At 39.3% G+C, this 23,666-nt stretch carries 24 protein-coding genes; 16 read left to right on the top strand and 8 right to left on the bottom strand.

Features of this window, described 5'->3' with window-relative positions; all coding sequences use genetic code 11:
- Positions 1–23 precede the first annotated feature (23 nt).
- The 9 genes from V7K44_RS03340 to V7K44_RS03305 all read left to right on the top strand — a co-directional run bounded on the left by V7K44_RS03340 (position 24) and on the right by V7K44_RS03305 (position 8,000).
- Complete coding sequence (locus V7K44_RS03340; protein ID WP_094328789.1) at positions 24–209, top strand: ribbon-helix-helix protein, CopG family; 186 nt, start codon at positions 24–26, stop codon at positions 207–209.
- 115 nt (positions 210–324) lie between these two features.
- Positions 325–507 carry a DUF6887 family protein gene (locus tag V7K44_RS33095; protein WP_442940657.1) on the top strand — a complete coding sequence of 61 codons (183 nt, stop codon included), beginning with the start codon at positions 325–327 and terminating at the stop codon, positions 505–507.
- A gap of 375 nt (positions 508–882) precedes the next feature.
- Positions 883–1,290, top strand: a complete 408-nt coding sequence (locus tag V7K44_RS03335; protein ID WP_334928625.1) for a hypothetical protein — start codon at positions 883–885, stop codon at positions 1,288–1,290.
- Between the two features lie 1,277 nt (positions 1,291–2,567).
- The gene (locus tag V7K44_RS03330; protein WP_334928623.1) at positions 2,568–3,689 is read left to right on the top strand and encodes a glycosyltransferase; all 1,122 of its coding nucleotides are present in this window, start codon (positions 2,568–2,570) and stop codon (positions 3,687–3,689) included.
- 115 nt (positions 3,690–3,804) lie between these two features.
- A complete protein-coding gene (locus tag V7K44_RS03325) occupies positions 3,805–3,975 on the top strand; it encodes a hypothetical protein (protein WP_334928620.1) in 171 nt (56 codons plus the stop codon).
- Positions 3,976–4,123: 148 nt separating this feature from the next.
- Positions 4,124–5,476 carry a magnesium transporter gene (mgtE, locus tag V7K44_RS03320; RefSeq protein ID WP_334928618.1) on the top strand — a complete coding sequence of 451 codons (1,353 nt, stop codon included), beginning with the start codon at positions 4,124–4,126 and terminating at the stop codon, positions 5,474–5,476.
- A 7-nt stretch (positions 5,477–5,483) separates the two neighbouring features.
- Entirely contained in the window at positions 5,484–6,125 is a 642-nt protein-coding gene (locus V7K44_RS03315) for an O-methyltransferase (protein WP_334928616.1), read from the top strand.
- 177 nt (positions 6,126–6,302) lie between these two features.
- Positions 6,303–7,385, top strand: coding sequence for an aspartate carbamoyltransferase catalytic subunit (locus V7K44_RS03310; RefSeq protein WP_334928614.1), 1,083 nt, complete (start codon positions 6,303–6,305; stop codon positions 7,383–7,385).
- A 174-nt stretch (positions 7,386–7,559) separates the two neighbouring features.
- Complete coding sequence (locus V7K44_RS03305; protein ID WP_334928612.1) at positions 7,560–8,000, top strand: pentapeptide repeat-containing protein; 441 nt, start codon at positions 7,560–7,562, stop codon at positions 7,998–8,000.
- Positions 8,001–8,064: 64 nt separating this feature from the next.
- Here the strand turns inward: V7K44_RS03305 and V7K44_RS03300 are convergent, their stop codons facing one another.
- The 7 genes from V7K44_RS03300 to V7K44_RS03270 all read right to left on the bottom strand — a co-directional run bounded on the left by V7K44_RS03300 (position 8,065) and on the right by V7K44_RS03270 (position 16,608).
- A complete protein-coding gene (locus tag V7K44_RS03300) occupies positions 8,065–9,405 on the bottom strand; it encodes a TldD/PmbA family protein (RefSeq protein WP_334928610.1) in 1,341 nt (446 codons plus the stop codon).
- Positions 9,406–9,614: 209 nt separating this feature from the next.
- The gene (locus V7K44_RS03295; RefSeq protein WP_334928608.1) at positions 9,615–11,087 is read right to left on the bottom strand and encodes a TldD/PmbA family protein; all 1,473 of its coding nucleotides are present in this window, start codon (positions 11,085–11,087) and stop codon (positions 9,615–9,617) included.
- A gap of 462 nt (positions 11,088–11,549) precedes the next feature.
- Positions 11,550–12,374: a glycosyltransferase family 2 protein gene (locus V7K44_RS03290; protein ID WP_334928606.1), complete on the bottom strand. Its 825-nt coding sequence runs from the start codon at positions 12,372–12,374 to the stop codon at positions 11,550–11,552.
- A gap of 44 nt (positions 12,375–12,418) precedes the next feature.
- Positions 12,419–13,723: an NAD(P)/FAD-dependent oxidoreductase gene (locus tag V7K44_RS03285; RefSeq protein WP_334928604.1), complete on the bottom strand. Its 1,305-nt coding sequence runs from the start codon at positions 13,721–13,723 to the stop codon at positions 12,419–12,421.
- 82 nt (positions 13,724–13,805) lie between these two features.
- Positions 13,806–14,162, bottom strand: coding sequence for an EamA family transporter (locus V7K44_RS03280; protein WP_334928602.1), 357 nt, complete (start codon positions 14,160–14,162; stop codon positions 13,806–13,808).
- Between the two features lie 22 nt (positions 14,163–14,184).
- Complete coding sequence (locus tag V7K44_RS03275; RefSeq protein ID WP_334928600.1) at positions 14,185–14,574, bottom strand: EamA family transporter; 390 nt, start codon at positions 14,572–14,574, stop codon at positions 14,185–14,187.
- A 1,815-nt stretch (positions 14,575–16,389) separates the two neighbouring features.
- Positions 16,390–16,608 (bottom strand): hypothetical protein, encoded by a 219-nt coding sequence (locus V7K44_RS03270; RefSeq protein WP_334928598.1) that lies wholly within the window; start codon positions 16,606–16,608, stop codon positions 16,390–16,392.
- A gap of 533 nt (positions 16,609–17,141) precedes the next feature.
- Here V7K44_RS03270 and V7K44_RS03265 point away from each other — a divergent pair.
- The 4 genes from V7K44_RS03265 to V7K44_RS03250 all read left to right on the top strand — a co-directional run bounded on the left by V7K44_RS03265 (position 17,142) and on the right by V7K44_RS03250 (position 20,721).
- Positions 17,142–19,301, top strand: coding sequence for a Tex family protein (locus V7K44_RS03265; RefSeq protein WP_334928596.1), 2,160 nt, complete (start codon positions 17,142–17,144; stop codon positions 19,299–19,301).
- Positions 19,302–19,314: 13 nt separating this feature from the next.
- The gene (locus tag V7K44_RS03260) at positions 19,315–19,668 is read left to right on the top strand and encodes a 2Fe-2S iron-sulfur cluster-binding protein (RefSeq protein ID WP_334928593.1); all 354 of its coding nucleotides are present in this window, start codon (positions 19,315–19,317) and stop codon (positions 19,666–19,668) included.
- Positions 19,669–19,998: 330 nt separating this feature from the next.
- A complete protein-coding gene (locus V7K44_RS03255) occupies positions 19,999–20,397 on the top strand; it encodes a phage holin family protein (RefSeq protein ID WP_334928591.1) in 399 nt (132 codons plus the stop codon).
- 132 nt (positions 20,398–20,529) lie between these two features.
- A complete protein-coding gene (locus V7K44_RS03250) occupies positions 20,530–20,721 on the top strand; it encodes a YqaE/Pmp3 family membrane protein (protein ID WP_292813485.1) in 192 nt (63 codons plus the stop codon).
- A gap of 186 nt (positions 20,722–20,907) precedes the next feature.
- Here the strand turns inward: V7K44_RS03250 and V7K44_RS03245 are convergent, their stop codons facing one another.
- A complete protein-coding gene (locus tag V7K44_RS03245) occupies positions 20,908–21,708 on the bottom strand; it encodes a histidine kinase (RefSeq protein ID WP_334928590.1) in 801 nt (266 codons plus the stop codon).
- A gap of 191 nt (positions 21,709–21,899) precedes the next feature.
- Between V7K44_RS03245 and V7K44_RS03240 the strand changes: the two genes are divergently transcribed.
- The 3 genes from V7K44_RS03240 (at position 21,900) to V7K44_RS03230 (ending at position 23,632) form a co-directional block, all read left to right on the top strand.
- Complete coding sequence (locus tag V7K44_RS03240) at positions 21,900–22,124, top strand: hypothetical protein (RefSeq protein ID WP_334928588.1); 225 nt, start codon at positions 21,900–21,902, stop codon at positions 22,122–22,124.
- 55 nt (positions 22,125–22,179) lie between these two features.
- The gene (petJ, locus tag V7K44_RS03235) at positions 22,180–22,515 is read left to right on the top strand and encodes a cytochrome c6 PetJ (protein WP_334928586.1); all 336 of its coding nucleotides are present in this window, start codon (positions 22,180–22,182) and stop codon (positions 22,513–22,515) included.
- A 97-nt stretch (positions 22,516–22,612) separates the two neighbouring features.
- Positions 22,613–23,632 carry an aldo/keto reductase gene (locus V7K44_RS03230; RefSeq protein ID WP_334928584.1) on the top strand — a complete coding sequence of 340 codons (1,020 nt, stop codon included), beginning with the start codon at positions 22,613–22,615 and terminating at the stop codon, positions 23,630–23,632.
- The last annotated feature ends 34 nt before the right edge of the window (positions 23,633–23,666 follow it).

Here is a 23,666-nt window from a genome sequence, read left to right as displayed (position 1 = left end):
ACAGCAGATTAACTTTTTTCATCATGGAAACTCGAATTAACAAACGCACCCACAGCGATTACACCCAAAGTGCTGCCTATCTGCCCAAGGATTTAGTTAAAATTTTCAAACAGCTAGCTCTTGAGTTAGAAATAGGGCACAGTGAGGCAATGGAAGAAGCTGTCAGGATGTGGTGTGATGCGGCAATCAAAAAGGTAAGTCAACCTTGATGAGGTATCCTACACCCAAACAAAATTTGATTTGTTTTATCAGGATTCGCGGAAAACCCCATCCGTCTATACGGTGGGGATGGATTAGCTAATGCGGAGCGGAGTGGAGTAGACAATCATTCTCTGTCAAAACCTCACAAAGTTTCTACATTTATTAGAGAATCGTAATGATACAGAAGCTTTTCACGCTCTAATGGATAAAATTAACGCTGAACCTAACCCAAAGTTTTATACCATAGATGAAATTGGTGAACTGGAAAAACTAATAGAAGCAAAACGGACACGAGAAAATCTCTAAAAATTACCGAAGAAAGCAGAGGGCAGTTCGAGCTTACGGCAGGAGGAAGATAATATATTTTTTGCCCTTTGCCAAACGGGTTTAACACAGTCAGAAATACAGCTAATTTTTAGTCATGGTTAGAAAATGACCGCGATCGCAAACGAAAATATGATATTTGTTCAAATTTCATAAATTTATGTACTTTTTTATACTTTAAATTTCAGCTTTTTAAGGCATAACGAATTCTTTTTGTTGATAATTCAACTTAGATAGACGAGTAGTATTTTCAGTTTAATTACGTATGCGTTGGTAACTATTATAGCTTTGTAATACTTTTTAAGTTGGAAATAAAATATTTGATTGAGTGGCGAAGCAAACAGCAAGCCCTCATCAATGATTGCCTGTGTTATAAAACATCATTACCCCAAGCAGCAGCGAGGACGCAGCCTAGAATCAGTAGAAGTTAAACAGGGAGATAATACTTACTCATTAATAGAAGAACGTCCTGGATGGTATTTTCCTTTAGAGTATTCAGTCAATCAGAAGGAGTTAGAAAATGGTGCTAAATACCAAATTACTTCTCCAGATGATCTAGATTACCTAATTTTACCTGCTCGTGACTTTTGGATACTGGTTGGTGTAGCTCATGATGTGTTTGATTATACTAACTCTATTCCTTGCCAACCTAGACAAAATATCAGTACTGATAACCCCTTTGAACTGACAGAATTACACTCTATTAATCATTATGATGCTGATTGGGTGAAATCTTCCCAAAATAGCGATCGCTTCCTAACCTGATAAAATCAAACGACTGCGAAACGAATTAGATGAGTGTGCCAAGCAGCAGCAAAATCTACTTCAGGCGAATTTATCTTTAAATCCCGATTTACCTTACTACTTTCCCCGACTCGATGGTGGCGAAATGCGGTCGCGTTGGGATATGCAAGATACTCCACCAGATATTTTAATTACTAACTACTCGATGCTCAACATTATGATGATGCGGAGCATTGAAAACGATATTTTGGCATTGCTGAATTAAGGGATGATTCTTGTGGGGTGGGCATCCTGCCCGCCCGGAAATACAAGGGACGCTCATGTTGCCCATCCCACAAAAATAGTAAAATCATCCCGCAAATATGCAACCCCGCTTGATTAATTCAAAGTCTCAGAATGTGGGTTTGATTATTGTTTTCCGAAAGTGACAAAACAGGGTTAAAGACTTATCATTAAGACCGCAGAGGTGAGGGCTTTTTGGGCTTTGTGCATAGATTCGGGAATTATAACTAATTAGCCAGACATAATATCAGTGATGGGATGATGTCAAAAAATCAAGAGTGCCTAACTCCGAAGGATGAGCTTATGCTAGTCTAAACTAAATCACTACTCCGAGGTTATGCTTATGCTGGTATAAACTAAATCATTTTTTTGCAAAAATATAAATATAATTTTAATGTAGATATGTTTTAAGATTGATGTGTTTGTGTTGGACATTCAGCAAATAATTGCAGTAAAGAAAGGGAGGCTATTCTCAACCCAATCAAATTTGATAAAAAATAGGGCTTTTGCACTTTACAAATAAATCATCTTGTGCATTCACATCTAGACATCGGTTCAGCCTTTTACAAACCATATTTTATTAGTTGCGTAGGCGAGCATTTACCGCAAGCATCGCAAAATACCTAGAAGCCTTGAAAAGCATAGTTGCTATTTTGGCTTATTTGTCAATGCTCAAGTTATAAAAAATTAATTAGTTTGTTTACATAATAAATATCCTAGTTTGCTTTATTAGGCCCTAAGATATTTACTAAATAATAGTTTCAGGAAAAATTATTATTTCACTTACTAACATAAATAATTGAAACCCTGATTTAGACTAATATTAGCTTGAAAAAACTAAAAATTGATTGGTATTATTATTGCTGTTGTGAATGAATCAGGTAATTACTATTTTATCCAAAATAGCAGCAGATAGAATCAAGGGCGTAAATATATAAAGAACTTCAAAGTTTTTTACCCAATATCTTGTTCCTTTTTTGTCAAGAGAAATATTAATATTAAATAGGAGTAACACAATGAAAACAGTTGGGATGTATCGTCGAGCTTATCCGAGAGTATCAGAAACTTTTATCGGAGAACAAGCCCATAATTTACAAATATACAAACCGTTATTTCTTACTTGTAAACTATTAGAAGAAATTCCTTTTGACAATATTGCTATTAGTGATAATGACCAATGGAAAATTAAGCAATTAATTCATATAATTTCTGCCTCACCAAATATGTTTGGAAAAGAGGATGAACTAAAAAATCTAAAATTAATTCACGGACATTTTGGGCCAGATGGTATTTATGCAATGCGACTGGCAGAAAAATTAAATATTCCTTTCATCGTTACATTTTACGGTTTTGATATCACAGTTTCACGTCGATCTATGTGGCTCTCAGGTAATCCAGCATTCTATCAATTTCTTTTGCATGAAGAAGAATTAAAACAAAAAGCATCTAAATTTATCGCTTTTTCTAGTTTCTTGTATAAAAAGATGATTGAATATGGTTATCCTGAAGATAAAATTATTAAACTGAATAGTGGTATAGATTTAGAAAAATTTGCCCCAGCCAGTGAATCAAAAGGTGAAAGATATATTTTATGTGTAGGCAGACATACTGAAAAAAAAGGAATTGATACCCTATTAAAAGCCTTTGCCCGGATTGCCAGTAAGCATCCAGATGTGTCAGTTATTCAGATTGGAAATGGCACAATGACTGAAAAACTTAAAGCTTTAGCAGATGAGCTTGGTATTAGTAATAGAGTCAATTTTATGGGGGCAAAACCTTATGAAGTGATTCAAAAAACCATGAGAAATGCAGAAATATTTTCTCTACCCAGTCAAACAGCAAAGAACGGTGATAGCGAAGGTTTACCCCTTTCAATATTGGAAGCCGCCGCTTCTGGTTTACCAATAGCTTCTACCTGGCATAGCGCTATTCCTGATGCTATTTTAGATGGAGAAACTGGCTTTTTAGTTGATGAAAAAGACGATCAAGCTCTCGCGGAAAAATTAGATATTCTTTTGTCTGACCGGGCTTTAGCTAAGAGTATGGGTAAAAAAGGACGAGAGTTTATTTGCGAAAATTTTGATATTCGTAAGCAAACTGCCAAGCTAGAAGCTATTTATGATTTAGTAATTAGTTAACGACACTCAAGTAAGAGTATCTCAATTTAGATTACTGAACCTCAAGCATTTGTGAATGAGCAGAAGTTTTATAATGCCTTGTTTGCAGACAACTCCCCTTTTTTTAGCCATCCGTATGGTTATTTATTCGCGATCGCTAGCTCTCATAGATTATATTAGTAGCAAAACTTACTACGATCGCAGAATAATTCCCCTAAAAATCAAGGTTGAAGCTAAAAATTTATATAAAGGTACTAAAGAGATAAAATTTCCTCAGTATCTACCAGATAGCGCTATTCCGGGTTAGGATGATGACTAGCAATGCTTTGATTTAGCTATCGATATTGAATTGTTGAAATTTTATGGACCATAGTCCACAAGATGGCAGTATCAACCTCCTCTGAGCTGTGGTGAGGAAGTCTCCCAGCGCGGGGGAGACTTAGGAGATATATATCATGCTCACAGAAGATATTCGTGATTTGCTGACTGATACTACCGATTTAAACCAGTTGAAATGGGATTTAAATCGCTTGCAACCTGTGGATGTGGGAGAATACATTACACAATTGCCCGAACAACAACGAGCGATCGCATTCCGTTTACTCAACAAAGCTCAGGCAATTGATGTATTTGAATATCTGCCGACAGAGGTGCAGGAAGAACTAATTAATTCTCTGCATGATGTCCAGGTAGTGCAACTTGTAGAAGAGATGAGTCCCGATGAACGGGCAGAATTATTTGATGAACTACCTGCTGGAGTAATTAAACGGCTGTTGCAGGAACTCAGTCCAGAACAAAGGCAAGCAACAGCAACGATTCTCGGCTATCCAGAAGGCACTGCTGGGCGGGTGATGACAACCGAATATGTCCGGTTGCGCCAAGGATTGACTGTCGGTGAAGCCCTGAGCAAAATCCGCCGTCAGGACGAAGACAAGGAATCGATTTACTACGCCTACGTCACAGATGATAACCGGACACTGGTAAGAGTAGTTTCACTACGGCAATTGCTGTTTACCTTTCCCGATGTTTTCATCAAAGATATTGCTAGCGCTCGCGTCATTAAGGTAACAACTGAAACCCCTCAAGAAGAAGTGGCGCGAATCATGCAGCGCTACGACTTAATCGCTATCCCCGTTGTCGATCGGGAAGACCGATTGGTAGGCATTGTCACCATTGATGATGTCATGGATATTTTGGAAGAAGAAGCCACAGAAGATATCCAAAAACTGGGGGGTGTGAGTGGTGATGAAGCAGCTTTATCCTCTCCCTTACTCACCATCCGTAACCGCTTGCCTTGGCTGTTGGGGATCATGGCTCTGTATATTGGTGCAGCCAGTGCGATCGCGCCTTTTCAATCTGTAATTGCCGCAGTGCCAGTTCTAGCAGTCATTATGCCGATTTTTTCTAACACTGGTGGTACTGTCGGTATTCAATCATTAACGGTAACAATTCGCGGCTTGGGAGTGGGAGAGGTAACACCCAAAGATACCTTAAAAATTCTTCGCAAGGAACTTCTAGCTGGTTTAGGTACGGCTCTCGCTTTAGCCACAACGATGATACTGCTTTCCTTAATTTGGGCACGACCCCAAGAGCGATGGGTGGCTTTAATTGCCGGCATGGTCATGGCAACTAATACAATTGTGGCTGTTACACTCGGCACTTTACTGCCAATGGCTTTGAAACGCTTGAAACTTGATCCTGCTTTGATTAGTGGCCCGTTAGTGACTACAATGCTAGATACAATTGGGTTTTTAACCTTCCTTAGCCTAATTTCTCTAGCTTTAAACGTTTTTCATTTACCAGCTTAATGGACGTATGAAAGACCAAGAAAATCTAAAGTATCCTAACGTTTTGAAGCACATTCAGGCAGAGTCTGAAGCCCTAAATTTTCGTATGGCTTCAGACTCACTGACAGGTTCTTTTCTAAGAACACTTGCTGCGAGCAAACCTGCTGGTATGTTTCTTGAACTAGGCACAGGAACTGGTGTGTCTGCTGCTTGGCTTTTGAACGGTATGGATCGGGAATCCAAGCTGATCTCAGTTGACCAAGATGACAAAGTGATAGCTGTTGCCAGAAAGTATTTAGGTCAGGATCAAAGAGTCGTTTTCCATGCAGAAGACGCGACGATTTTTTTAGGTAAAATAGCTGCTCAAAGGTTTGATTTTATATTCGCTGATGCATGGGTAGGAAAATATAGTTGCCTTGAGGATACGCTCAATTTGCTTAAGTTGGGCGGCTTGTACGTTATTGATGATATGTTGCCTCAAGCCATCTGGTCTGAGGATCAGGCTTCAAAAGCTAGCCAGCTCATTTCAAGCTTAGAATGCAGAAGCGATTTGACGCTTTCAAAAATTAACTGGTCTACAGGGTTAGTAATTGCAGCGAAAGTTAGAGGGCAGACAGAGGCAGGATTGTCAGGAGAGCGATTTTTTTCAGGGGAGATGGGCAACAATTAAGGTGATTTCTGTAATACCTTATCTAATTGACAAGCGCTATATAAATCCTTGATGCTAGAAACAACAAGTAGCTAATTTGATAGAAGACAGGTGATATCATTTCCTCTGCATCTGTAAATTAAAAAGCTGAAGAGAGGCGATCGCTCGTATCTCTATGCAGGAAACTAATTGCTATTTATGCCTACTAACACCTGGAATCGTCATCACGTTCTTTCCCTAGCTGACTTCACTACTACTGAATACGATACAGTTTTGCAAACTGCGGCCAGTTTTCAAGAGGTGCTATCACGGCGGACAAAGAAAGTGCCAACTTTGCAGGGACAGGTGGTGGCGAATTTATTTTTTGAATCGTCTACCCGCACCCGTAGCAGTTTTGAACTCGCCGCCAAACGTTTAAGTGCGGATACACTGAACTTTGCCGCCGCCACATCTTCTATGACTAAGGGAGAAACAATTCTCGACACGGCGAAAACTTATTTGGCAATGGGAACTGATATTATGGTAGTCCGCCATCGAGAGGCAGGAGTACCAAATGCGATCGCATCTGAAATGGATCGTCTAGGTGTACGAGTTAGCGTCCTGAATGCTGGTGATGGTCAACATGAGCATCCTTCCCAAGCACTGCTAGATTTATTTACCATAACTACTCTAATTGACCCAGATCATCCGCGACTGGAACTTTTAAAGGGGAAAAAGATTGCTATTGTTGGGGATATTCTCCATTCTCGCGTGGCGCGATCGAATATTTGGAGTTTAATTGCCAGTGGTGCCGAAGTTCATCTGGCAGCACCGCCAACCCTCTTACCTAAATTCTTTGCCGAGTTTATCTCGGAGGAAGTAGAAGGCAGGAGTCAGGAGGTAACTGAGTTTAGCCTGAGCGGCGTCGAAGGGCGTAGTCGAAGTGAGTCAGAAGTCAGAAGTAATTCCTCCAATCCCCAACTTTTTCTACACTGGCAGCTAGAACCAGCTTTGCAGAATGCCGATTTCGTCATGACATTGCGTCTGCAAAAGGAACGGATGACGGCTCATTTGCTGCCAAGTTTGCGAGAATATCATCAACTGTTTGGGATTACACGCACAAAACTGCAACTTTGTAAACCTAACGTCAAAGTTTTGCATCCAGGCCCAGTTAACCGTGGTGTTGAAATTAGTTCTGAATTGATGGATGACCCAGAGTTTAGTCTCATTCAATCACAAGTTACCAGCGGTGTCGCTGTTCGGATGGCACTCTTGTACCTATTAGGTAGCGGCAAAGCTTAGTAATATAATCTCAGTTTGAAATTTACTCCCATAGGACTACGTTACGGAAGAATATCTCATCTCATGGCATTTATTATTCTTCCGATCGCATGAGGACAGAATTCTGTAATCTTGGCACACTGGTATCGTAGAAGATCAGAATCTAATGACTTCTATAAGTGTCCGAGGTAAATTATGAAACGAATTTTTTTGACGGCAGCAGCCTTATTCAGCACGCTATCTTTAGCTACTCCCATTCCCGTCAAAGCAGAAAATTCCGCCCCTGTCCGCCGCTTGTTAGAAACTAGAGAATGTTCGGGATGCAATCTAGTAGGAGCTAACCTCAAAGGCGCTCATCTAATCGGTGTTGACTTGAGAAATGCAAATTTAAAAGGAGCTAATCTAGAAGGTGCTAACTTAGAAGGTGCCGATTTAACTGGAGCTAATTTAAAGTCTGCTAATCTCACAGAAGCATTCGTCAGCGATACGATGTTAAATAATGCCAATCTTACCAACGTTAATTTGAGTAATTCCCGTTTATATAACAGTGACGTAGATGGCGCTGTTTTAGCTGGTATTGATTTAAGCGGTGCTGATGTATTTAATACTGCCATTAGTATTGGTGGTGAATACTAATGATGAGTCATGATTTCCAAGTGATGAGTTAAGAGTTAAACTTTAACTCATCACTTCCTAAGTTTTACTCGCCAGTAATCGATAGTTCATTAACCCAGATTTTCGGGCAAACACCACCTGGCGTTAACTCTGCTTCTTTTTCTACATAAATAATTGACTTCAAGAGTTCCAAGAAATCGCCAGCAACAGTTGCTGACTCAATACTCGTCCTCACACCCTTATTAACTAGCCAACCATCAAACGGCAAAGAAAAGGAACCTTGCAAGGATTTAACTCCAGCATGGAGAGCTTGTAAATCATCGATAAAAATCACATTTTCAGCAGTTTCTAAACTAAACTCCTGCTCAGGAGTTGCTGTTGAAAATACGTGATAAAAATTGGGACTAACGCTGACTTTAGCGCCAATACTAGCATTACCCGTTGGCTGGGCATTTAACCTTTTAGCAGTGCCGGCACTGTGGAGAAAGCTTGTTAAAACACCATTTTCAATCAGCGAAATTTGACGAGTAGGAGTTCCTTCACCATCAAAACTTTCTGCACCTACGTTAGCTGGGTGAAGTGCATCATCAAAAACCGAAAGCAAAGGAGAAGCTATTTGCTTACCTAAATCATCAGGAGTAGATAGGCTTTGATTGTCTAAAATACTTTGGGCATTGAACAAGTTAGAAAAAGCACCCAACAGACTTAAGAAAGCTTCCGCTGAAAAGACAACTCGATATTTACCAGTCTTGATTTTTTCATAATTCAAGTGACTGATAGTTTTATCGGCAGTTTCTTTGATGCAACCATTAATATCTAGATTATCTAAACGTTGGTTGATTCTATAAGCGCCTGCACTGCGAGGTTTTTTGCCATCTTCCTCAGTTTTGCTATAAAGATAAACTGATGCTAGAGAGTGAGATTCAGTTCTGACTGCGCCGTCGCTATTGAGATAAAACCTGTCAATATCTCTTTGCGATAAACCATTATAAGGTACACCTTTAATTGCTGGATGAGCTGCCAGTAATTCTTTTTCAGCTACCAACAATTTTTCTATGAGTTCAGCAACAGGTGCTTGGGGTGCTTTATCTTGAGGTTTACTTGGAATCGGAGTAGTAGCCTCTGGACTAAAATCAGGAACATTTTCTTTAACACCAAAGAAACTGGCTTCGTAGGCAGTTTTTAAAGCTAATTCTAGTCCCTTGGGGTCTACATCTGTGGTGCTGGTGACACCCATCGTGTTATCTTCATTCCAGACACGAACAGTAACACCAGAGCGATTTGAAGCTTTAACTTGTTTTGGCTCACCTTGGTCTACTTGCACGCTAGTGTCATCTACTGTTGAGCCATAAATGTCGAATTTCTTAATGCCAAGCTTATCAGCATTGTCCTTGGCAGAATTTGCAATTTCATTGATATTCGGCATAATCAATTTTGGATTTTGGATTTTATATTTTGGATTGGAAGCGATTCCATTTTTGATATTAAATTTTGGATTTTGGATGTTACGACTGCAACTCTAGTTTGTGGTAGTTGCTCAACTAGACGAATAACTCGTAACGCCAGCTGCTTTGTTCTAGCCTTAAACTCCTGCTCATTCACAATCCAAAATCCAAAATCTAAAATCTAAAATTCTTATCGTCCACCTACGGTAATAGAATCGACCTTGATGTGGGGTTGTCCGACTGTGGTGTAAATACTGCCACTAACGGAACCACAAAAACCTGGTGCAATTTCCAAATCTTGGGAACACATGGAAATTTTATTCATGATTTCCTTGGCTTCACCGATGAGAATTGCTCCCTTTAACGGTTTGGTGATTTTGCCATTTTCAATTAAATAAGCTTCATCAACACTAAAGTTAAATTGACCTGTAGCACCAACGCTACCACCACCCATCTTTTTACAGTAAATACCTTTATCAACAGAGGCAAATAATTCATCAATGCTATATTCGCCAGAATCAATATAAGTATTACGCATCCGGCTAGCAGCGGCATAGGTATAATTTTGGCGGCGTCCACTTCCAGTTCTGGGGTGTCCGGTGCGTGAGGAACCTGTTCTATCTGCTAAGAAGTTTTTCAGAACGCCTTTTTCAATTAAGAGGGTTCTCTGAGCAGGCATACCTTCGTCATCCATGTCAATTGTCCCGAAGGCATTTTCAGAGCGCCCTTCATCCCAGGCTGTCAAACTTTCGTGGGCAATTTTTTCGCCTTTTTTGTCAGCAAAGGGAGAGGTATTGCGTTCTATTTGAGTGGTTTCTAGTAGGTGTCCGCAAGCTTCGTGGAAAATTACGCCGCCAAAGTGATTAGCCATAATAATCGGGTAAGTACCTGATTCCACGTAATCTGCATAGAGCATTTTTCCAGCAGATTCGGCGATTTTCTCAGCGGCTTGTTGCGAATCCCAAGTTCTCAAGAAGTTGGCATCACTAGTATTACCCGCGCGATCGCCAATTGAGCTACGATTAGCACCATCAGCACACAATAGGTTAAATCCTACTGATTGCGTGAGGCGAATATCACGGGCAAAAGTCCCGTCACTAGCGGCGATTAAAACTTCTTGCCAATCCCGGAAATAGGTAGCACGGCGCGATTGGACATGGCTAGCTTTTTGCTTCAGGTGGGCAGTACCATCTAGAAGGATTTCTCCCATTTCTCGGATGGAGCTACACACAGGTAGCCATGCATCTTTACCTCTTTTGGTGGCGTAATCTCTGAGTAATTCTAGGTTGATTTCTGGGATGAAAGCCTTAGCAGTGGGTAGCTGCAATCCCAAGATAGAAAGACCTTTTTCTAAGGCTGCTTTCAAACCGGAAAACGAAAGGTCATTGGTGCTAACGTAGCAGTCAGCTTTACCACGAAATATTCTGACTCCCGCGCCTGTAGACAGACTGGGTGAAATACTCGTGATAGCGTCATCTTCTGCAAGAGAACTAATATAGTTGCGACGCTCTAAAAATAATTCGATGAAGTCAGCCCCAGCGGCGCGTCCTAGTCCCAGAAGGGTAGCCAGGGGGGCTTCCCAGGTTTCATCGAAACGCTCTGGTGTAGAGGAATATTGGAGAGTGGGAAGTTGATTCGAGAGAAGTAGCGTACTTGTAAGCATGGGTAGCCTCGTCTGCTGGCGTAGTTCAGAGATTTGACTGAAAAATCCTGGTTTGTTCAGTCTAACAAATGAGCAAAAGCCACAGTTGCTAGAAAAATGTGTGGATTTCCCTCCCCTTTAACAACGCCTTGGCAAATCCGCCCACAGACTAGAAATTTGGAGCTATTTGACGAAGAATTCAGAAGTCATATCATGTCCGCATAATTAGTTATGATTCCCACAGTCATTGCACCCCCAACCCCCTCCCCGCTCTTCGGGAGGGCAGACAAAGCGACAAAGCGCAGCTTTGGCGGGGTGGGGTTCTTGGGGTTTAGTAAGTAATCAAGCGGACATGATATCAGAATACAAAAGCGGAGCAAGGAAAGCTCCGCTTTTGTTTGAGTGTAAAATATAACACATCTCTATTCATGTACTTATCTGGCACTCTTCTCAACCAAAGAATTCATACTTTTCTTCTCAGGTTTATTTACGATTTGCCATTTTCAGTGGAATTCTGAGTGTTTCTTGCTCTTTGAAAGCCTGACCTAAATTGGAATTTGGCTCTGTTGATACTAGATTCTTAAACAACAGCTTTAGTATTCGAGTAATAGTTTTAAGAACTTTCATTTTGCTGGCACTAGGCTTTTGATCGTATCTCAAAACCATTGGAATTTCTATGATTTTTGGTTTGAGCACTTTGGCTTTTAGCAGTAAATCTATCATGCAAGCAAATCCACTTTCAGTGAATAAACTCTCCCCATAATACATATCCAGTTTACTAACGAAAGTACGGTTATACAGCCTGTAACCACAAGTGTAGTCTTTGACACCTGGTACACGGGCTGCAATTCTGAAAAGCCAGCTGGCTCCGTAACTCATCAGCTCTCTAAATTTTGATAAGCCTATGACTTTAGAACCTTTTCGATATCTAGATGCGATCGCAATATCATAGCTACCAGCTATCATAGTGTCATACATTTTTATTAATAGCTCTGGTGGTTGAGTATTATCACAATCCATCGCCGCTAAAAAATCACCTTCTTTGGAAATTTCTAAGAAAGTCGTGAAACCTGTTTTAATTGCTTGACCTAAACCAGCATTTTTGGGATGTTGGACTAATTTTAGTAATATACCCAGTGATTGAGATTCTTCTAAAGCAGTCTGAGCAGTTTTATCGCTACTGCCATCATCGACAAGAATCAGTTCTATCTCTATATTAAAGATTTGCTGCAATGTTTGAAACTTTTTGAACAAGGGTCGAATTGATTCTTGCTCGTTATATGCGGGTAAAAGAACAAAAAGACTCATAAAGACCTCGTGTGATTTTTAAAATAAAATGTATTACTCAAATTTCAAGAATTCAGTAATGCTGATTTTTTGAGAAATTCATCGACTTGTCGAACAACTGCGTTGTTGTTGACGCTATCGTTGACCAACTGTGAGGTATTGACGACGAAAAAATCATCGTTTTCAGTACTCACTTTTGGAACAAGGCTGGAATAATTTAAAACTTGTAGTGGCTGTACTTTAATCGCTCGATTAATATGTGCTGCTACAATGTCATCTGCTTTAAGTTCGGGGAACATTAAACGTATACCTTGGAAAAATATTGGTCGTAATTCGTCATCTGGTTGTTTTAACAACGGGTCAGTGGAAAGGATATATTTTGGTAGGAATGTAATGTGATACCCTGCTGTCTCTTCTAAAGAAACTAAGTTACTCATACCGATAACTCCGGTAAAAGGAATGTTTTTATCGGCAATGTTTACTACGTAATAAGGAACTAGAGGTTTACGAGTAATCAATACCATGCAGATTACACCCAGGTATTCTACTGTTTCAGTAGTGTCTGAAACTTTCACCAGTCCCCTCGCAGCAACCTGTTGCAAGATATTAACTGGCCCAGTAAAGATGACTTTATCAAAATGCTCTTTTTTACCCTGAGATTCTACCCACATTCCACCCCCTGGATGAGGTGCGATATATTCAACCGCAACACCTTTGTGGATATGACCTCCAGCCGCATAAATTAATTTTTCTATATGGTCAAAAACAGTTTTATAACCGCCGGAGACATAACCAAGTTGTTCTTTATTTAATGAAGAATCGCGCGCTGAAAATAGTCGTTTGATATAAGCCCAGATAAAAACTGCTGAGATTCGCTTATAGTTTTCTCCTAGTTTGGATAAAAGCAAAGGTTTCCAGAGTTTTTCGTATGTGTTTTTACCACCGAGTTTCAATAGCCAATCTTCAACTAAAATCTTCTCTAAGCGCCGCCAGTTATTAAGACGTGAACCATATAGGAGAGTAAAAGCTAATCTGATTTTACCTATAAGTCCAAATAGAGGAAAACGCAGGAATTCTATACTATTACTAATAGAATAAAACTTTTTATTGTCGTAAAAGCCTGTTAAACTCCGATGCCAACGTAGTTTATCTCCAAGACCAATATCTCTGAGAAAATTTATTAAATGAGTATCAGAAGGTAGGATAACGTGATAAAAGCGATCCCAGGTAAATAATCCGTAATCATGATAGGTAGTAAGTCCACCAAGCTGCTTGTTACTATCAAAGACAGTGACTTGATGCCCTTGATTTGAAAGACGTTGAGCTAATACTAGCCCAGTGATGCCTCCGCCAACGATGCCTATATTCATAAATTAAATTTAGATTTTGTGAAAATGTTTTAGAGGATGATCTTTCTGTAACTGTTAATATTAATAATTTGATGATAAAAGATTAATGTCCAACTAGAATTACGCCAGTTATAATAACGGAAATTCCTAACCACTGACTAAAAACAACTTCTTCTTTTAAAAGATAGTGAGAAGCAATTGGTACAAATGCATACATTAAGCCTAAAACTGGAAACGCTTGACTTAAAGGAATTGTCCGCAATACATAAAGCCACAATATAGTCATAAATGTATAGCAGATAAACCAAATCAAAAAATAACGAGATAATAAGAGATTTTTGAGAGATCCGCTTTCTCCTTTATTAGAGTTAGAGATATAAAATCCATACTTGAGTGAAAGTTGAGCTGTTGTTCCAAACAAAACAACAAGTATTAAATTTAGCCAAGTAAAAATGCTCATTTTTAATATTTTAAGTAATTAATTATCTAAACTTGAGCTTTTTTATGGGGTTAACTACTAAAAGAACACCCAAGAAGATAGTGATTACTCCTAGTATTCGAGTTAATGTAATCACCTCATTAAAAAAGTAGTATGAACCGAAAAGTATCCCGACATAATTTAAACTTGTTAGTGGATAAGCAATACTTAATTTTACAGAGCGCAGAGCCAATATCCAATTTACTATTCCTAAACAGTAGACAGTAATAGCTAATGATAATTTTTGAAGAAAATTCCAAGTAAATACTTCCTCATTTGTATAAAGCATGGCATTTTTCATCAGCAATTGCCCACAGATACTAAGTAAAATACTTACAAATAAAATAATATAAGGGATTATTTTAAAGTTTGAAATTTGCGACATAGATTTCATAGTACTTTGCCTTAATCAAGATAGTAGGTATGAACCGAGCAGTAAAAAGCCAGTTCTTTTGAACGTTTCATATCTCGGCCACACCTTCTCTACAATTCGATCTCTACTTCAGTAAATAGACAACAAAATTAGGAAGGGTATGCTGAAGTGACTGATATCAAAATGATCGTTGAAGCTCATGCCCTAGAGAAAAACTAAATACTATGTAATATTCTAGGTTGCTCTCTCATGGCAGTGTTCGATATGATTCGGACTAAATAAAGCGCGCTTAATTTTTTACTGGGTTATACTCTCAAGCAAACCAGTTTATTACTTGGCAATTGGCACAATCAATTTAGAGTTTGCCCAACTGTGAATTACAGATATTTTCTGTGCTACCCAGTTTTGCTCCAACACTATTTTTAGCGCGATCGCGATAATCTAATAGTAGATGCAGATATAGAGAAGGTTGAGAACTTTGTCACAAATTCTCTCTACATACACAAAGTTTGCAGTGTGCGTAGGTGCAGCCAGTTGTAGACATCGCTGATGCTGAACTCTAATTTCACCCACATATTCAACAGATGCACCTAAACCAAAATGGATTGCTAGAATTTTTGATTAACCCATTCATTAACTTTCATTGGTTGTATCCTGCTGTAGAAATCTTTTAAAGATACTATCGATCTTCTCAAGCTATAAAACCTAGCTGGATTGATAAATATTCTCTATTTGCTCCAGGAAAGTTGATTAATGTACTGAACATATCATCAAATTTCTCCCGACTCACAGACATATCTGTAATCTCGGCTGGCAATTAAGCCGATTTATAAAAGTAAAGGTTTTTACTCAAATTGAGTATGTATACGTGCTTTTTTTGGGTATGGTAACGCAATAAGTAATACAAGTCTGACTGGCGGCGTAAATCATAGAAAGGAGATAAATCAATCTACAGTAATACGCTTTACAGGTTTGTGGGGAATTTTGCTGAATGTCCAAATGGAGCTTTTTTAACAAAACAACTAATGCAAACTAGCCTCGGCTAATCAACTTTAAGTTGACGTTGGTTGCATTGAATTTGAGATATTTCTACACCATTTATAGGTTTGCTTGATTTTTCCTGGTAATTTTCAATACGCTTTTTTCTCCAAATTTATTGCTACATACAATTACTTACTAGAATACCACGATAAAGGTATGTTGCAAATTTATCGTTATACTTCATCAAAAATTTATCTATTGACAAATACACTTAAACAAAAACTTCATAAAATCAAATACCTCCTCCATTATGAATTTTTCTCTAGGAAATTTGTACATTTATGAAGTAATTTCTGGGTATTAAACTTGTAGAAGTAAAGAGTTAGTATTAGAGTAGATAAATGCAAAGCTAAAATTTGACCAAAGGAAAATTGAAGCTCGAACAACAGTACTGGCACTGGTAGGATCGCACAACGTTACACCAAATTACAGCCAGAATTTTAGATGACAATCGAGAGTTGGAATTGTTTTCTATCTACAATAATCTCCATCTAAATTCATATATCTCAGACAGAGCTATTAGTCCGCCAATTTTCCTTGGCTGGGTAGAGGTTTTTCTATTGTTTGGACTCATTATCCTTACAAAAATCTGTTGCTAATCATGATTAACAATCCAAACTGAATCTGCCAAGATGCTAGTACTAGATTTAAAATCAAGCTAATAGCTGCAAAGTAGGCAATTTCATTAATACTCTTTTTGGACAAGTAGGCAGTAGCCAAAACAGTATATAGTGGTGTCAATAAAAACAAGCCTAAGTTTTCTTGGCTGGATAGAGGTTTCTCTAGGTTGTTTTCCTATTGTTTAGACTCATTATCCTGCAAAAGTCTGTTGGTAATGACGAAGACAATGATTAATAATCCAAACTGAATCTGCCAAGGTGCTAATACTAAACTGAAGATCAAGCTAATCGCTGCGAATACACCTGCAAGATATGCTATTTCATCAGTACTCTTTTTGAACAAGTAGCCTGTAGCTAAAGCAGTACATAGTGGTATCAAGAAAAACAAAGGCATTTTACTAACCTCTGAACTAAAGGTTGTAGTGTTTTTAGAACAAATTTTTTGGAAGTGTGGTTAATCTTACATCCAATAAGGTTTTGGCTACAACAGTCGAGCGAAATAAATATTATAGAAAATCAAGATTACGCAAGGTTGTATTTTATGCCAATTGGAATAATTATTGCGATAGATGAAGCGCCAAAAAGCTTGACAACTATTATTTCTGTGTTCGATGGTGTGCGTAGCAAGCTTTAAAAGTGGGTACGAGACGCTACGCGAAATTGTGTAGTGTTTAGAAACAGACAATTCCTGTGGGTGATGCTTTGTCGTTCTCCTCAATCAGCCAAGCTGCCCTGTGCTAAACAAATTCTGATTCATTTACGCGGATTGAAAGGGTTATAAAACTTGCGTAGGTGGGTTTTGTCTATTTCGCCAATTGCACTCTTGCGAGCAATCATCTGGTAAATTAGCTTAAAACTTTGGCCTTGCGCCAGGATAAGGATCTAGCATATTAGCTTTAGAAGTAGCATTTTCATTTTAGACACCTAATGCTGAACATTCCTCAAATACTGGCAACTGAAATAAACCTCAAATCCCATCAGGTGCAAAACGCGCTGGAACTTTTGGCGGAGGGTGCAACGATTCCCTTCATTGCACGTTACCGCAAAGAGCGCACCGACGAGATGAATGAAGTGCAACTACGCGAACTGGCCGATCGATATACTTATTTAACAGAACTGGAAGAACGAAAATCGGTGATTTTAAGTGCGATCGCACAGCAAGGTAAACTTACAGATGAACTTAAAGCCAAAATCTCATCCTGCTTACAAAAAACCGAACTTGAGGATTTATATCTACCCTATCGCCCAAAACGACGTACCCGTGCCACCATCGCCAGAGAAAAAGGACTTGAACCACTGTCCGAGTTCATCAAGTTACTAAATATCAAAAATGCTGCAACTGCATCCCTGGAGGAAGAAGCGGCTAAATATATTTCTGAAACTACAGGAGTCAAAACCGCAGAAGAAGCACTCAAAGGTGCGGCTGATATTTTAGCGGAAGAAGTAGCTGAAAAAGCTGAATTACGGGCATATATCCGCGATTATCTTTTACAAGAAGGGGTATTTGTCTCTCGTATAAAAGATGATTATCCTGAAGGTACAACCAAATTTGAGATGTACCGGAACTATCAAATTAGGGTAAAAAATATTGCACCCCATAATATGCTGGCGTTGTGTCGGGGTGAAGCGGAAAAAATCTTAAGCTTTGAAATCGCTTTCGATGAGGATACGGTACTTTACTATCTGGAGTCGAAAGAAATTAAAACTAAAGTTCGCACAATTCGGGATTTTTATCAGGCGATGTTGAAGGATGCATTTAACCGTTTGATGAAAGTCTCTCTAATGGGAGAGGTAATTTCTGAGAAAAAAATCTATGCAGACATAGAATCAATCAAGACATTTGAAACGAATCTGCGAGAGTTGCTGCTGTCTGCACCGGCTGGAATGAAACCAACACTGGCGATAGACCCTGGATTTAGAACTGGGTGTAAAGTTGCAGTCCTCGACCAAACAGGAAAATTTTTGGAATACCAAGCGGTTTTTCCCCATCAAGCGGCTGAACAACGCGCGAAAGCTGCACAAACTGTCAAAAACTTGATTGAAAAATATAAGATTGAATTAATTGCCATTGGCAACGGTACAGCGTCCCGTGAGACAGAGGAGTTTGTGACGCAAGTATTGCAAACAATAGAACGCAAACCAGTTAAGGTGATGGTGAATGAGTCTGGCGCATCTATATATTCTGCAAGTACTGTAGCACTAGAAGAGTTTCCCGATTTAGATATTACCGTGCGCGGTGCTATTAGCATCGGCCGCCGTTTGCAAGACCCTTTGGCGGAACTGGTGAAAATCGATCCCAAATCCATTGGTGTGGGACAATATCAGCACGATGTCGATCAGAAGTTGTTGAAAAAGAAATTGGATGACACTGTAGAAAGCTGCGTCAACTACGTCGGCGTAGACTTAAACACCGCCTCCAAAGAACTTCTGACATCCGTCTCTGGGATTACGGCAACAGTTGCCAATAATATTGTCGCCCATCGCAACCAGAATGGAGCCTTTAAAAATCGCCGACAACTGTTGAAAGTTCCGAAGTTGGGGCCAAAAGCTTTTGAACAAGCAGCGGGTTTTCTGCGGATTCGCGGCGGTGATAACCCTTTGGATAATACAGCAGTGCATCCAGAGAGTTATTCTGTAGTAGAAGCGATCGCATCCGATCTAAATGTGCCATTAAATCAGGTAACAGAAATTGCCGAAAAACTCAAAAAGACCAACCTGAAGAAATACGTTACCGATAGCGTCGGCGAACCCACACTGCGCGATATTCTCAGCGAACTGGAAAAACCAGGTAGAGATCCACGGGCTGAGTTTAAGTATGCCACCTTCAGAGAAGGAATTAAGGAAATCAGAGACTTAAAGGTGGGAATGGAACTAGAGGGAATTGTGACGAACGTCGCCAACTTCGGTGCTTTTGTCGATATCGGCGTACATCAAGATGGCTTGGTGCATATATCCCAACTTGCTGATAGATTTGTAGACGATCCCAACAAAGTTGTCAAAGTTGGACAAGTAGTCAAAGTGCAGGTGTTAGAAATCAACGAGAAACTCAAACGAATTAGTTTGTCGATGAAAGCAGTTAAACAATAATTAGAAACAGCAGATGGCAGTTTATCAAGTTCGATTTATCAATCCTACACTTGGATTAGATCGCACCATTCCAGTGCCAGACAATCAATATATTCTGGATATGGCGGAAGAAGCTGGTATCCGCCTACCATCTGGGTGTAAACAAGGTGAATGTTCTGCGTGTATTGCTAAACTTATTAGTGGTGAAGTCGATCAAAGTGAGCAAAAATTTCTACGCCCAAGTGAAATACAGGCTGGTTATGTTGTTACTTGTGTAACTTATCCTTTGTCTGATTGCACTTTAGAAACCCATCAAGAACAAGTCTTATATAAATCAGCCCTTTATTATCAGCCTGAGTCTGGAAAATCTGAGCGATCGCAATACTAATCGGTTAAGAAGATTTGTAGGTTGAGTTAAAGGTAGTGAAACCCGACAAAATCGTGAAAATGTTGGGTTTCGTTCCTCAAACGCCACGTGCTTCTCCTGTCGGAGACGCTGCGCGAACAAGTCGGGGAACCCGCCCAACGCAGTGGCTCCCCAACCTACTCGGAGTACTTTTTAAGTAAAACCTACGTAGTATTGGAACCGCTATATTTTTCTCAATGATCGGCCTAAGGGTAGAACCAAATTCTATCTTGCAAGAGAGGTTAAAACCTAGCACATAGTTGAAGATGAGATAAGAAGTTACAAAAAATCTTTAGTGATTAGGTAAGAAAAATGTTAACACCATTATTAACCGCCCTAGCTACAGCTTTGAGCCTATTGATTGTTGATTTAGTTGTTCCAGGCGTTAATATTGCTAACTTTCCCGCAGCCATGATTGCTGCTTTAGTAATTGGTCTAATTAACGGTTCAGTTAAACCAGTCTTATCCGCTCTTTCTCTACCACTTAACTTTCTATCATTTGGAGCATTTTCGCTCGTCGTCAACGGTTTGTGTTTCTGGTTAGCAGCAGTCCTAGTTCCTGGGTTCGCAGTTCGCGGAATTATTGGTTTCCTTCTTGGTCCAGTGATTCTAACTTTTGCTAATACCTTCATTAACAACTACTTTGTTGAAAGAAACCTGTTAACCAGCAGTGGCGATGTAAAAACCCAAGGTGAATTACCTTCTAGATAAGTATTCTAAGGAGTAGAAATACCAGTTCTCTCACATCTCTACTCCAAATAAAATATCTGAAGGTGGATATTTCCTAATTCGGTATCCTCAGCAGAATGCAATTAAATAAACTCACAAAAATACGGCAAAATCATGAAATTAGTTCGTTTTATTCTAGGTTTGTTAGTGCCTCCTTTAGGCGTTTTCCTGACTGTTGGAGTTGGCCCAACTCTATTTATTAACATCTTGCTCACAGTTCTAGGTTGGCTACCAGGTAGTATTCATGCAATTTGGGTTATTGCCAAGCATGATGAACAACTCAATAGAGAAGGAAATATCTACTAATACGCAATAGGAATTTGATAAATGGGTAATTGTTGTACGACAATTATCCATTTACTATTTTTAATAATTACAGTGCAATGGTATAGCCCTCACCCTAAATCCCTCTCCCAAGCTTGGGAGAGGGATTTAGGGTGAGGGCTTTTCTCTTTTTCTCAGTCTTCTCAGTCAATTAAACGCTAAAGCAGCTTATTTATGAATAGTCTCCCGCTCTTTATTAGCAGGTTCCTTATCTTTGAATAAGTCAGCCGCCGTTAAAAGTAACTCTCTTAAGGTTTGTTTGATTTGACGCTCTTTTCTTGCTAGAGATGTACCAGCTTCACCCAGTTTATCTTCTAACTGCGATCGCTTCTGTTCTACCTGTACAGCCATAGACTCTGCTTGAGGACGAGCCTTATCGTACCAGTGTTTAGCCTCGTCTAGATAATCTTGAACCTCCATATTACGTCCGCCGTAGCGTGCAGCCATATTAGCTCGGACAATGGCTAGCTGTGCTTGCAGTTGCGCGTAACGCTTCTTTAACAATCCGACTTCTTCACTATCTTTAATCGCATTGACAGCAGAATCAATCGCAGTTTTGGTACTCGCAGGTTTTTCCTTACCCGTCTCTTCAATCTCTGCCAAAATTACATCAACCTCTTGTTGGAGTTGTTCTTCTTCACCATCCAGTTGAGCTTGTAACCTTTTTATATCTGTTTGAGTTTGAGCAATGCTTTCGTGTCTTTTGCTATTAATGCCTTCCAGCGCTCCTTCAATAGAAGCTGTCACTTCATCTTTGAGTTCGCCACCTTTTTCTTGGAAGTTTTCAATTACAGCAGAAACTGCATCTTTCACAATGCCACGAACTTCACTAGAACCTTGTTTAAACTCAGAAGCTACTTGAGAAACTGCGGATTTTACTATTTCTCGAATCCTCTCAGTTCTTAATTGTCCAGTTTCTTTCGCTTGTTGCAAGTCGGTTTGAATTTGTTGCTTGATATTGTTAGGCATTTTCAACTCTTAGGATTTAACTAATTTGGATAAAATTTTCTAGAGATGTTCTTACATCAACATTATGGCGTAGCCTGATTAAGCTAGGCACTTCCTTTAGATAGAAAATTCCAATCCCAAAGAGGTGATGTGTAAGATGTTGCCCATTTATGAGATGATGAATATTTAGTGGTAGTAATTGGGAGTAAAATATGTGGCAAGTAAATATTACTTGTTCGGGTGATGCCTGGAAAATCTATGGTGTTGATTTTAAAGCGATCGCAGCGAAATATCAAGGTGAATTGATTGGTTCTAAAAAAATGCCAGATGGGACGCGCATCATGTCTTATAAAATTGAGGATGTTAGTGATGCAGAAGCTTTTCAAGAAGATTGTGCAAATTTTGCTGGATTTACAACTGACTTTGAATCACTCTAGTATTGGTTCTGATACTTATGCCTACAATTAGTATGTCCAAATCTGGAGAAGTTAATTGAAGAAACTACTAACATTAGTATTAGTAACGTTTTTGTTATTAATCAGTACTTTTACTTTGCCTGTTAGTGCAGCAGACACAGTTAACGGCGAACAAATATTTAGTGTTCATTGTGCTGGTTGTCATATCAATGGCAGCAACATCATCAGGCGAGGTAAAAATCTCAAAAAGCCAGCCCTAAAAAAGTATGGTATGGATTCAATAGAGGCAGTTACATCTATAGTTACCAATGGTAAAAATAATATGTCAGCCTACAAAGAGCGTCTCACTGAACAGCAAATTCAAGACGTTGCTGCTTACGTTCTCGAACAAGCTGAAAAAGACTGGCATTAAAAAGTTAGGAGTTAGGAATTAGGAATTATCAGTTATGATTTATCTATTAGTAATTGTTAAGTCTTCCCATTCCTAACTTTTCACTCATAAATTGAAAATGAACTTACCCGCAGCTAGTCGTCTCCAATTTACTCCCGATTTAAACATCTGTCGCATATTAAATGGGATGTGGCAAGTATCCGGCGGACACGGACAGATCAATCCCCAAGCCGCTATTGAGACTATGTTCAAATATTTAGATGCTGGCTTTACTACTTGGGATTTAGCAGATCATTATGGCCCTGCGGAAGACTTTATTGGTGAGTTTCGTTGCCAACTAATTGATACTCGTGGCAAAGATGCTTTATCTCAGGTACAAGCCTTTACGAAATGGGTACCTCGTCCAGGCAAAATGACAAAAAAACTCGTCGAGGAAAATATTGATATTTCCTTGAGAAGAATGAATGTGCAATCGTTAGATTTGATGCAATTTCACTGGTGGGAATATCAGGATAAAAATTACCTGGATGCCCTCAAATATATGTCAGAACTTCAGGCTGAGGGTAAAATTAAGCATCTAGGTTTAACTAATTTTGACACGGAAAACTTAAAGATTATTACTGAAGCAGGTATCAAAATTGTTTCTAACCAAGTGCAATTTTCACTTATTGACCGCCGTCCTGAAGTTAATATGGTGGAGTTTTGTCAACAGCATGACATAAAGCTTTTTACTTACGGTACACTGTGCGGCGGTTTGTTATCAGAAAACTATTTGGGTAAGCCGGAACCACGAGGAATTGATTTGTCCACTGCTAGTTTGAAAAAATATAAAAATATGATCGATGCTTGGGGTGGTTGGCAATTATTTCAAGAGTTGCTGGCTATCCTGAAGGAAATTGCTAATAAGCATGGAGTCAGCATTTCAAACGTGGCAGTGCGTTACATTTTAGATCGACCAACTGTAGGAGGTGTGATAGTTGGTGCCAAACTTGGTGTATCTGAACATATAGAAGATAACGCCAAAGTATTTAGTTTTAGTTTAGATGAAGACGATCGCGATCGCATCAATGCAGTATCTCGCCAATCACGCGATTTGTACCAGCTTATCGGCGATTGCGGCGATGAATATCGGCGATAATTTCGGTAAAAAGGTGATAATACGGTGAAGGTTA

Origin of the sequence: Nostoc sp. (genome assembly GCF_036917235.1) — a bacterium.
GTDB lineage: Bacteria > Cyanobacteriota > Cyanobacteriia > Cyanobacteriales > Nostocaceae > Nostoc.
Note: the sequence above shows the minus strand (reverse complement) of the source record. Positions and strands in the feature narration are given on the sequence as shown.

Bases quoted from the DNA above. Each gene is read 5' to 3' on its own strand.
- V7K44_RS03340 (WP_094328789.1), top strand. From the start codon at position 24: ATGGAAACTCGAATTAACAAACGCACCCACAGCGATTACACCCAAAGT.
- V7K44_RS03335 (WP_334928625.1), top strand. From the start codon at position 883: ATGATTGCCTGTGTTATAAAACATCATTACCCCAAGCAGCAGCGAGGA.
- V7K44_RS03330 (WP_334928623.1), top strand. From the start codon at position 2,568: ATGAAAACAGTTGGGATGTATCGTCGAGCTTATCCGAGAGTATCAGAA.
- V7K44_RS03325 (WP_334928620.1), top strand. From the start codon at position 3,805: ATGGTTATTTATTCGCGATCGCTAGCTCTCATAGATTATATTAGTAGC.
- mgtE (WP_334928618.1), top strand. From the start codon at position 4,124: ATGCTCACAGAAGATATTCGTGATTTGCTGACTGATACTACCGATTTA.
- V7K44_RS03315 (WP_334928616.1), top strand. From the start codon at position 5,484: ATGAAAGACCAAGAAAATCTAAAGTATCCTAACGTTTTGAAGCACATT.
- V7K44_RS03310 (WP_334928614.1), top strand. From the start codon at position 6,303: ATGCCTACTAACACCTGGAATCGTCATCACGTTCTTTCCCTAGCTGAC.
- V7K44_RS03305 (WP_334928612.1), top strand. From the start codon at position 7,560: ATGAAACGAATTTTTTTGACGGCAGCAGCCTTATTCAGCACGCTATCT.
- V7K44_RS03300 (WP_334928610.1), bottom strand. From the start codon at position 9,405: ATGCCGAATATCAATGAAATTGCAAATTCTGCCAAGGACAATGCTGAT.
- V7K44_RS03295 (WP_334928608.1), bottom strand. From the start codon at position 11,087: ATGCTTACAAGTACGCTACTTCTCTCGAATCAACTTCCCACTCTCCAA.
- V7K44_RS03290 (WP_334928606.1), bottom strand. From the start codon at position 12,374: ATGAGTCTTTTTGTTCTTTTACCCGCATATAACGAGCAAGAATCAATT.
- V7K44_RS03285 (WP_334928604.1), bottom strand. From the start codon at position 13,723: ATGAATATAGGCATCGTTGGCGGAGGCATCACTGGGCTAGTATTAGCT.
- V7K44_RS03280 (WP_334928602.1), bottom strand. From the start codon at position 14,162: ATGAGCATTTTTACTTGGCTAAATTTAATACTTGTTGTTTTGTTTGGA.
- V7K44_RS03275 (WP_334928600.1), bottom strand. From the start codon at position 14,574: ATGAAATCTATGTCGCAAATTTCAAACTTTAAAATAATCCCTTATATT.
- V7K44_RS03270 (WP_334928598.1), bottom strand. From the start codon at position 16,608: ATGCCTTTGTTTTTCTTGATACCACTATGTACTGCTTTAGCTACAGGC.
- V7K44_RS03265 (WP_334928596.1), top strand. From the start codon at position 17,142: ATGCTGAACATTCCTCAAATACTGGCAACTGAAATAAACCTCAAATCC.
- V7K44_RS03260 (WP_334928593.1), top strand. From the start codon at position 19,315: ATGGCAGTTTATCAAGTTCGATTTATCAATCCTACACTTGGATTAGAT.
- V7K44_RS03255 (WP_334928591.1), top strand. From the start codon at position 19,999: ATGTTAACACCATTATTAACCGCCCTAGCTACAGCTTTGAGCCTATTG.
- V7K44_RS03250 (WP_292813485.1), top strand. From the start codon at position 20,530: ATGAAATTAGTTCGTTTTATTCTAGGTTTGTTAGTGCCTCCTTTAGGC.
- V7K44_RS03245 (WP_334928590.1), bottom strand. From the start codon at position 21,708: ATGCCTAACAATATCAAGCAACAAATTCAAACCGACTTGCAACAAGCG.
- V7K44_RS03240 (WP_334928588.1), top strand. From the start codon at position 21,900: ATGTGGCAAGTAAATATTACTTGTTCGGGTGATGCCTGGAAAATCTAT.
- V7K44_RS03230 (WP_334928584.1), top strand. From the start codon at position 22,613: ATGAACTTACCCGCAGCTAGTCGTCTCCAATTTACTCCCGATTTAAAC.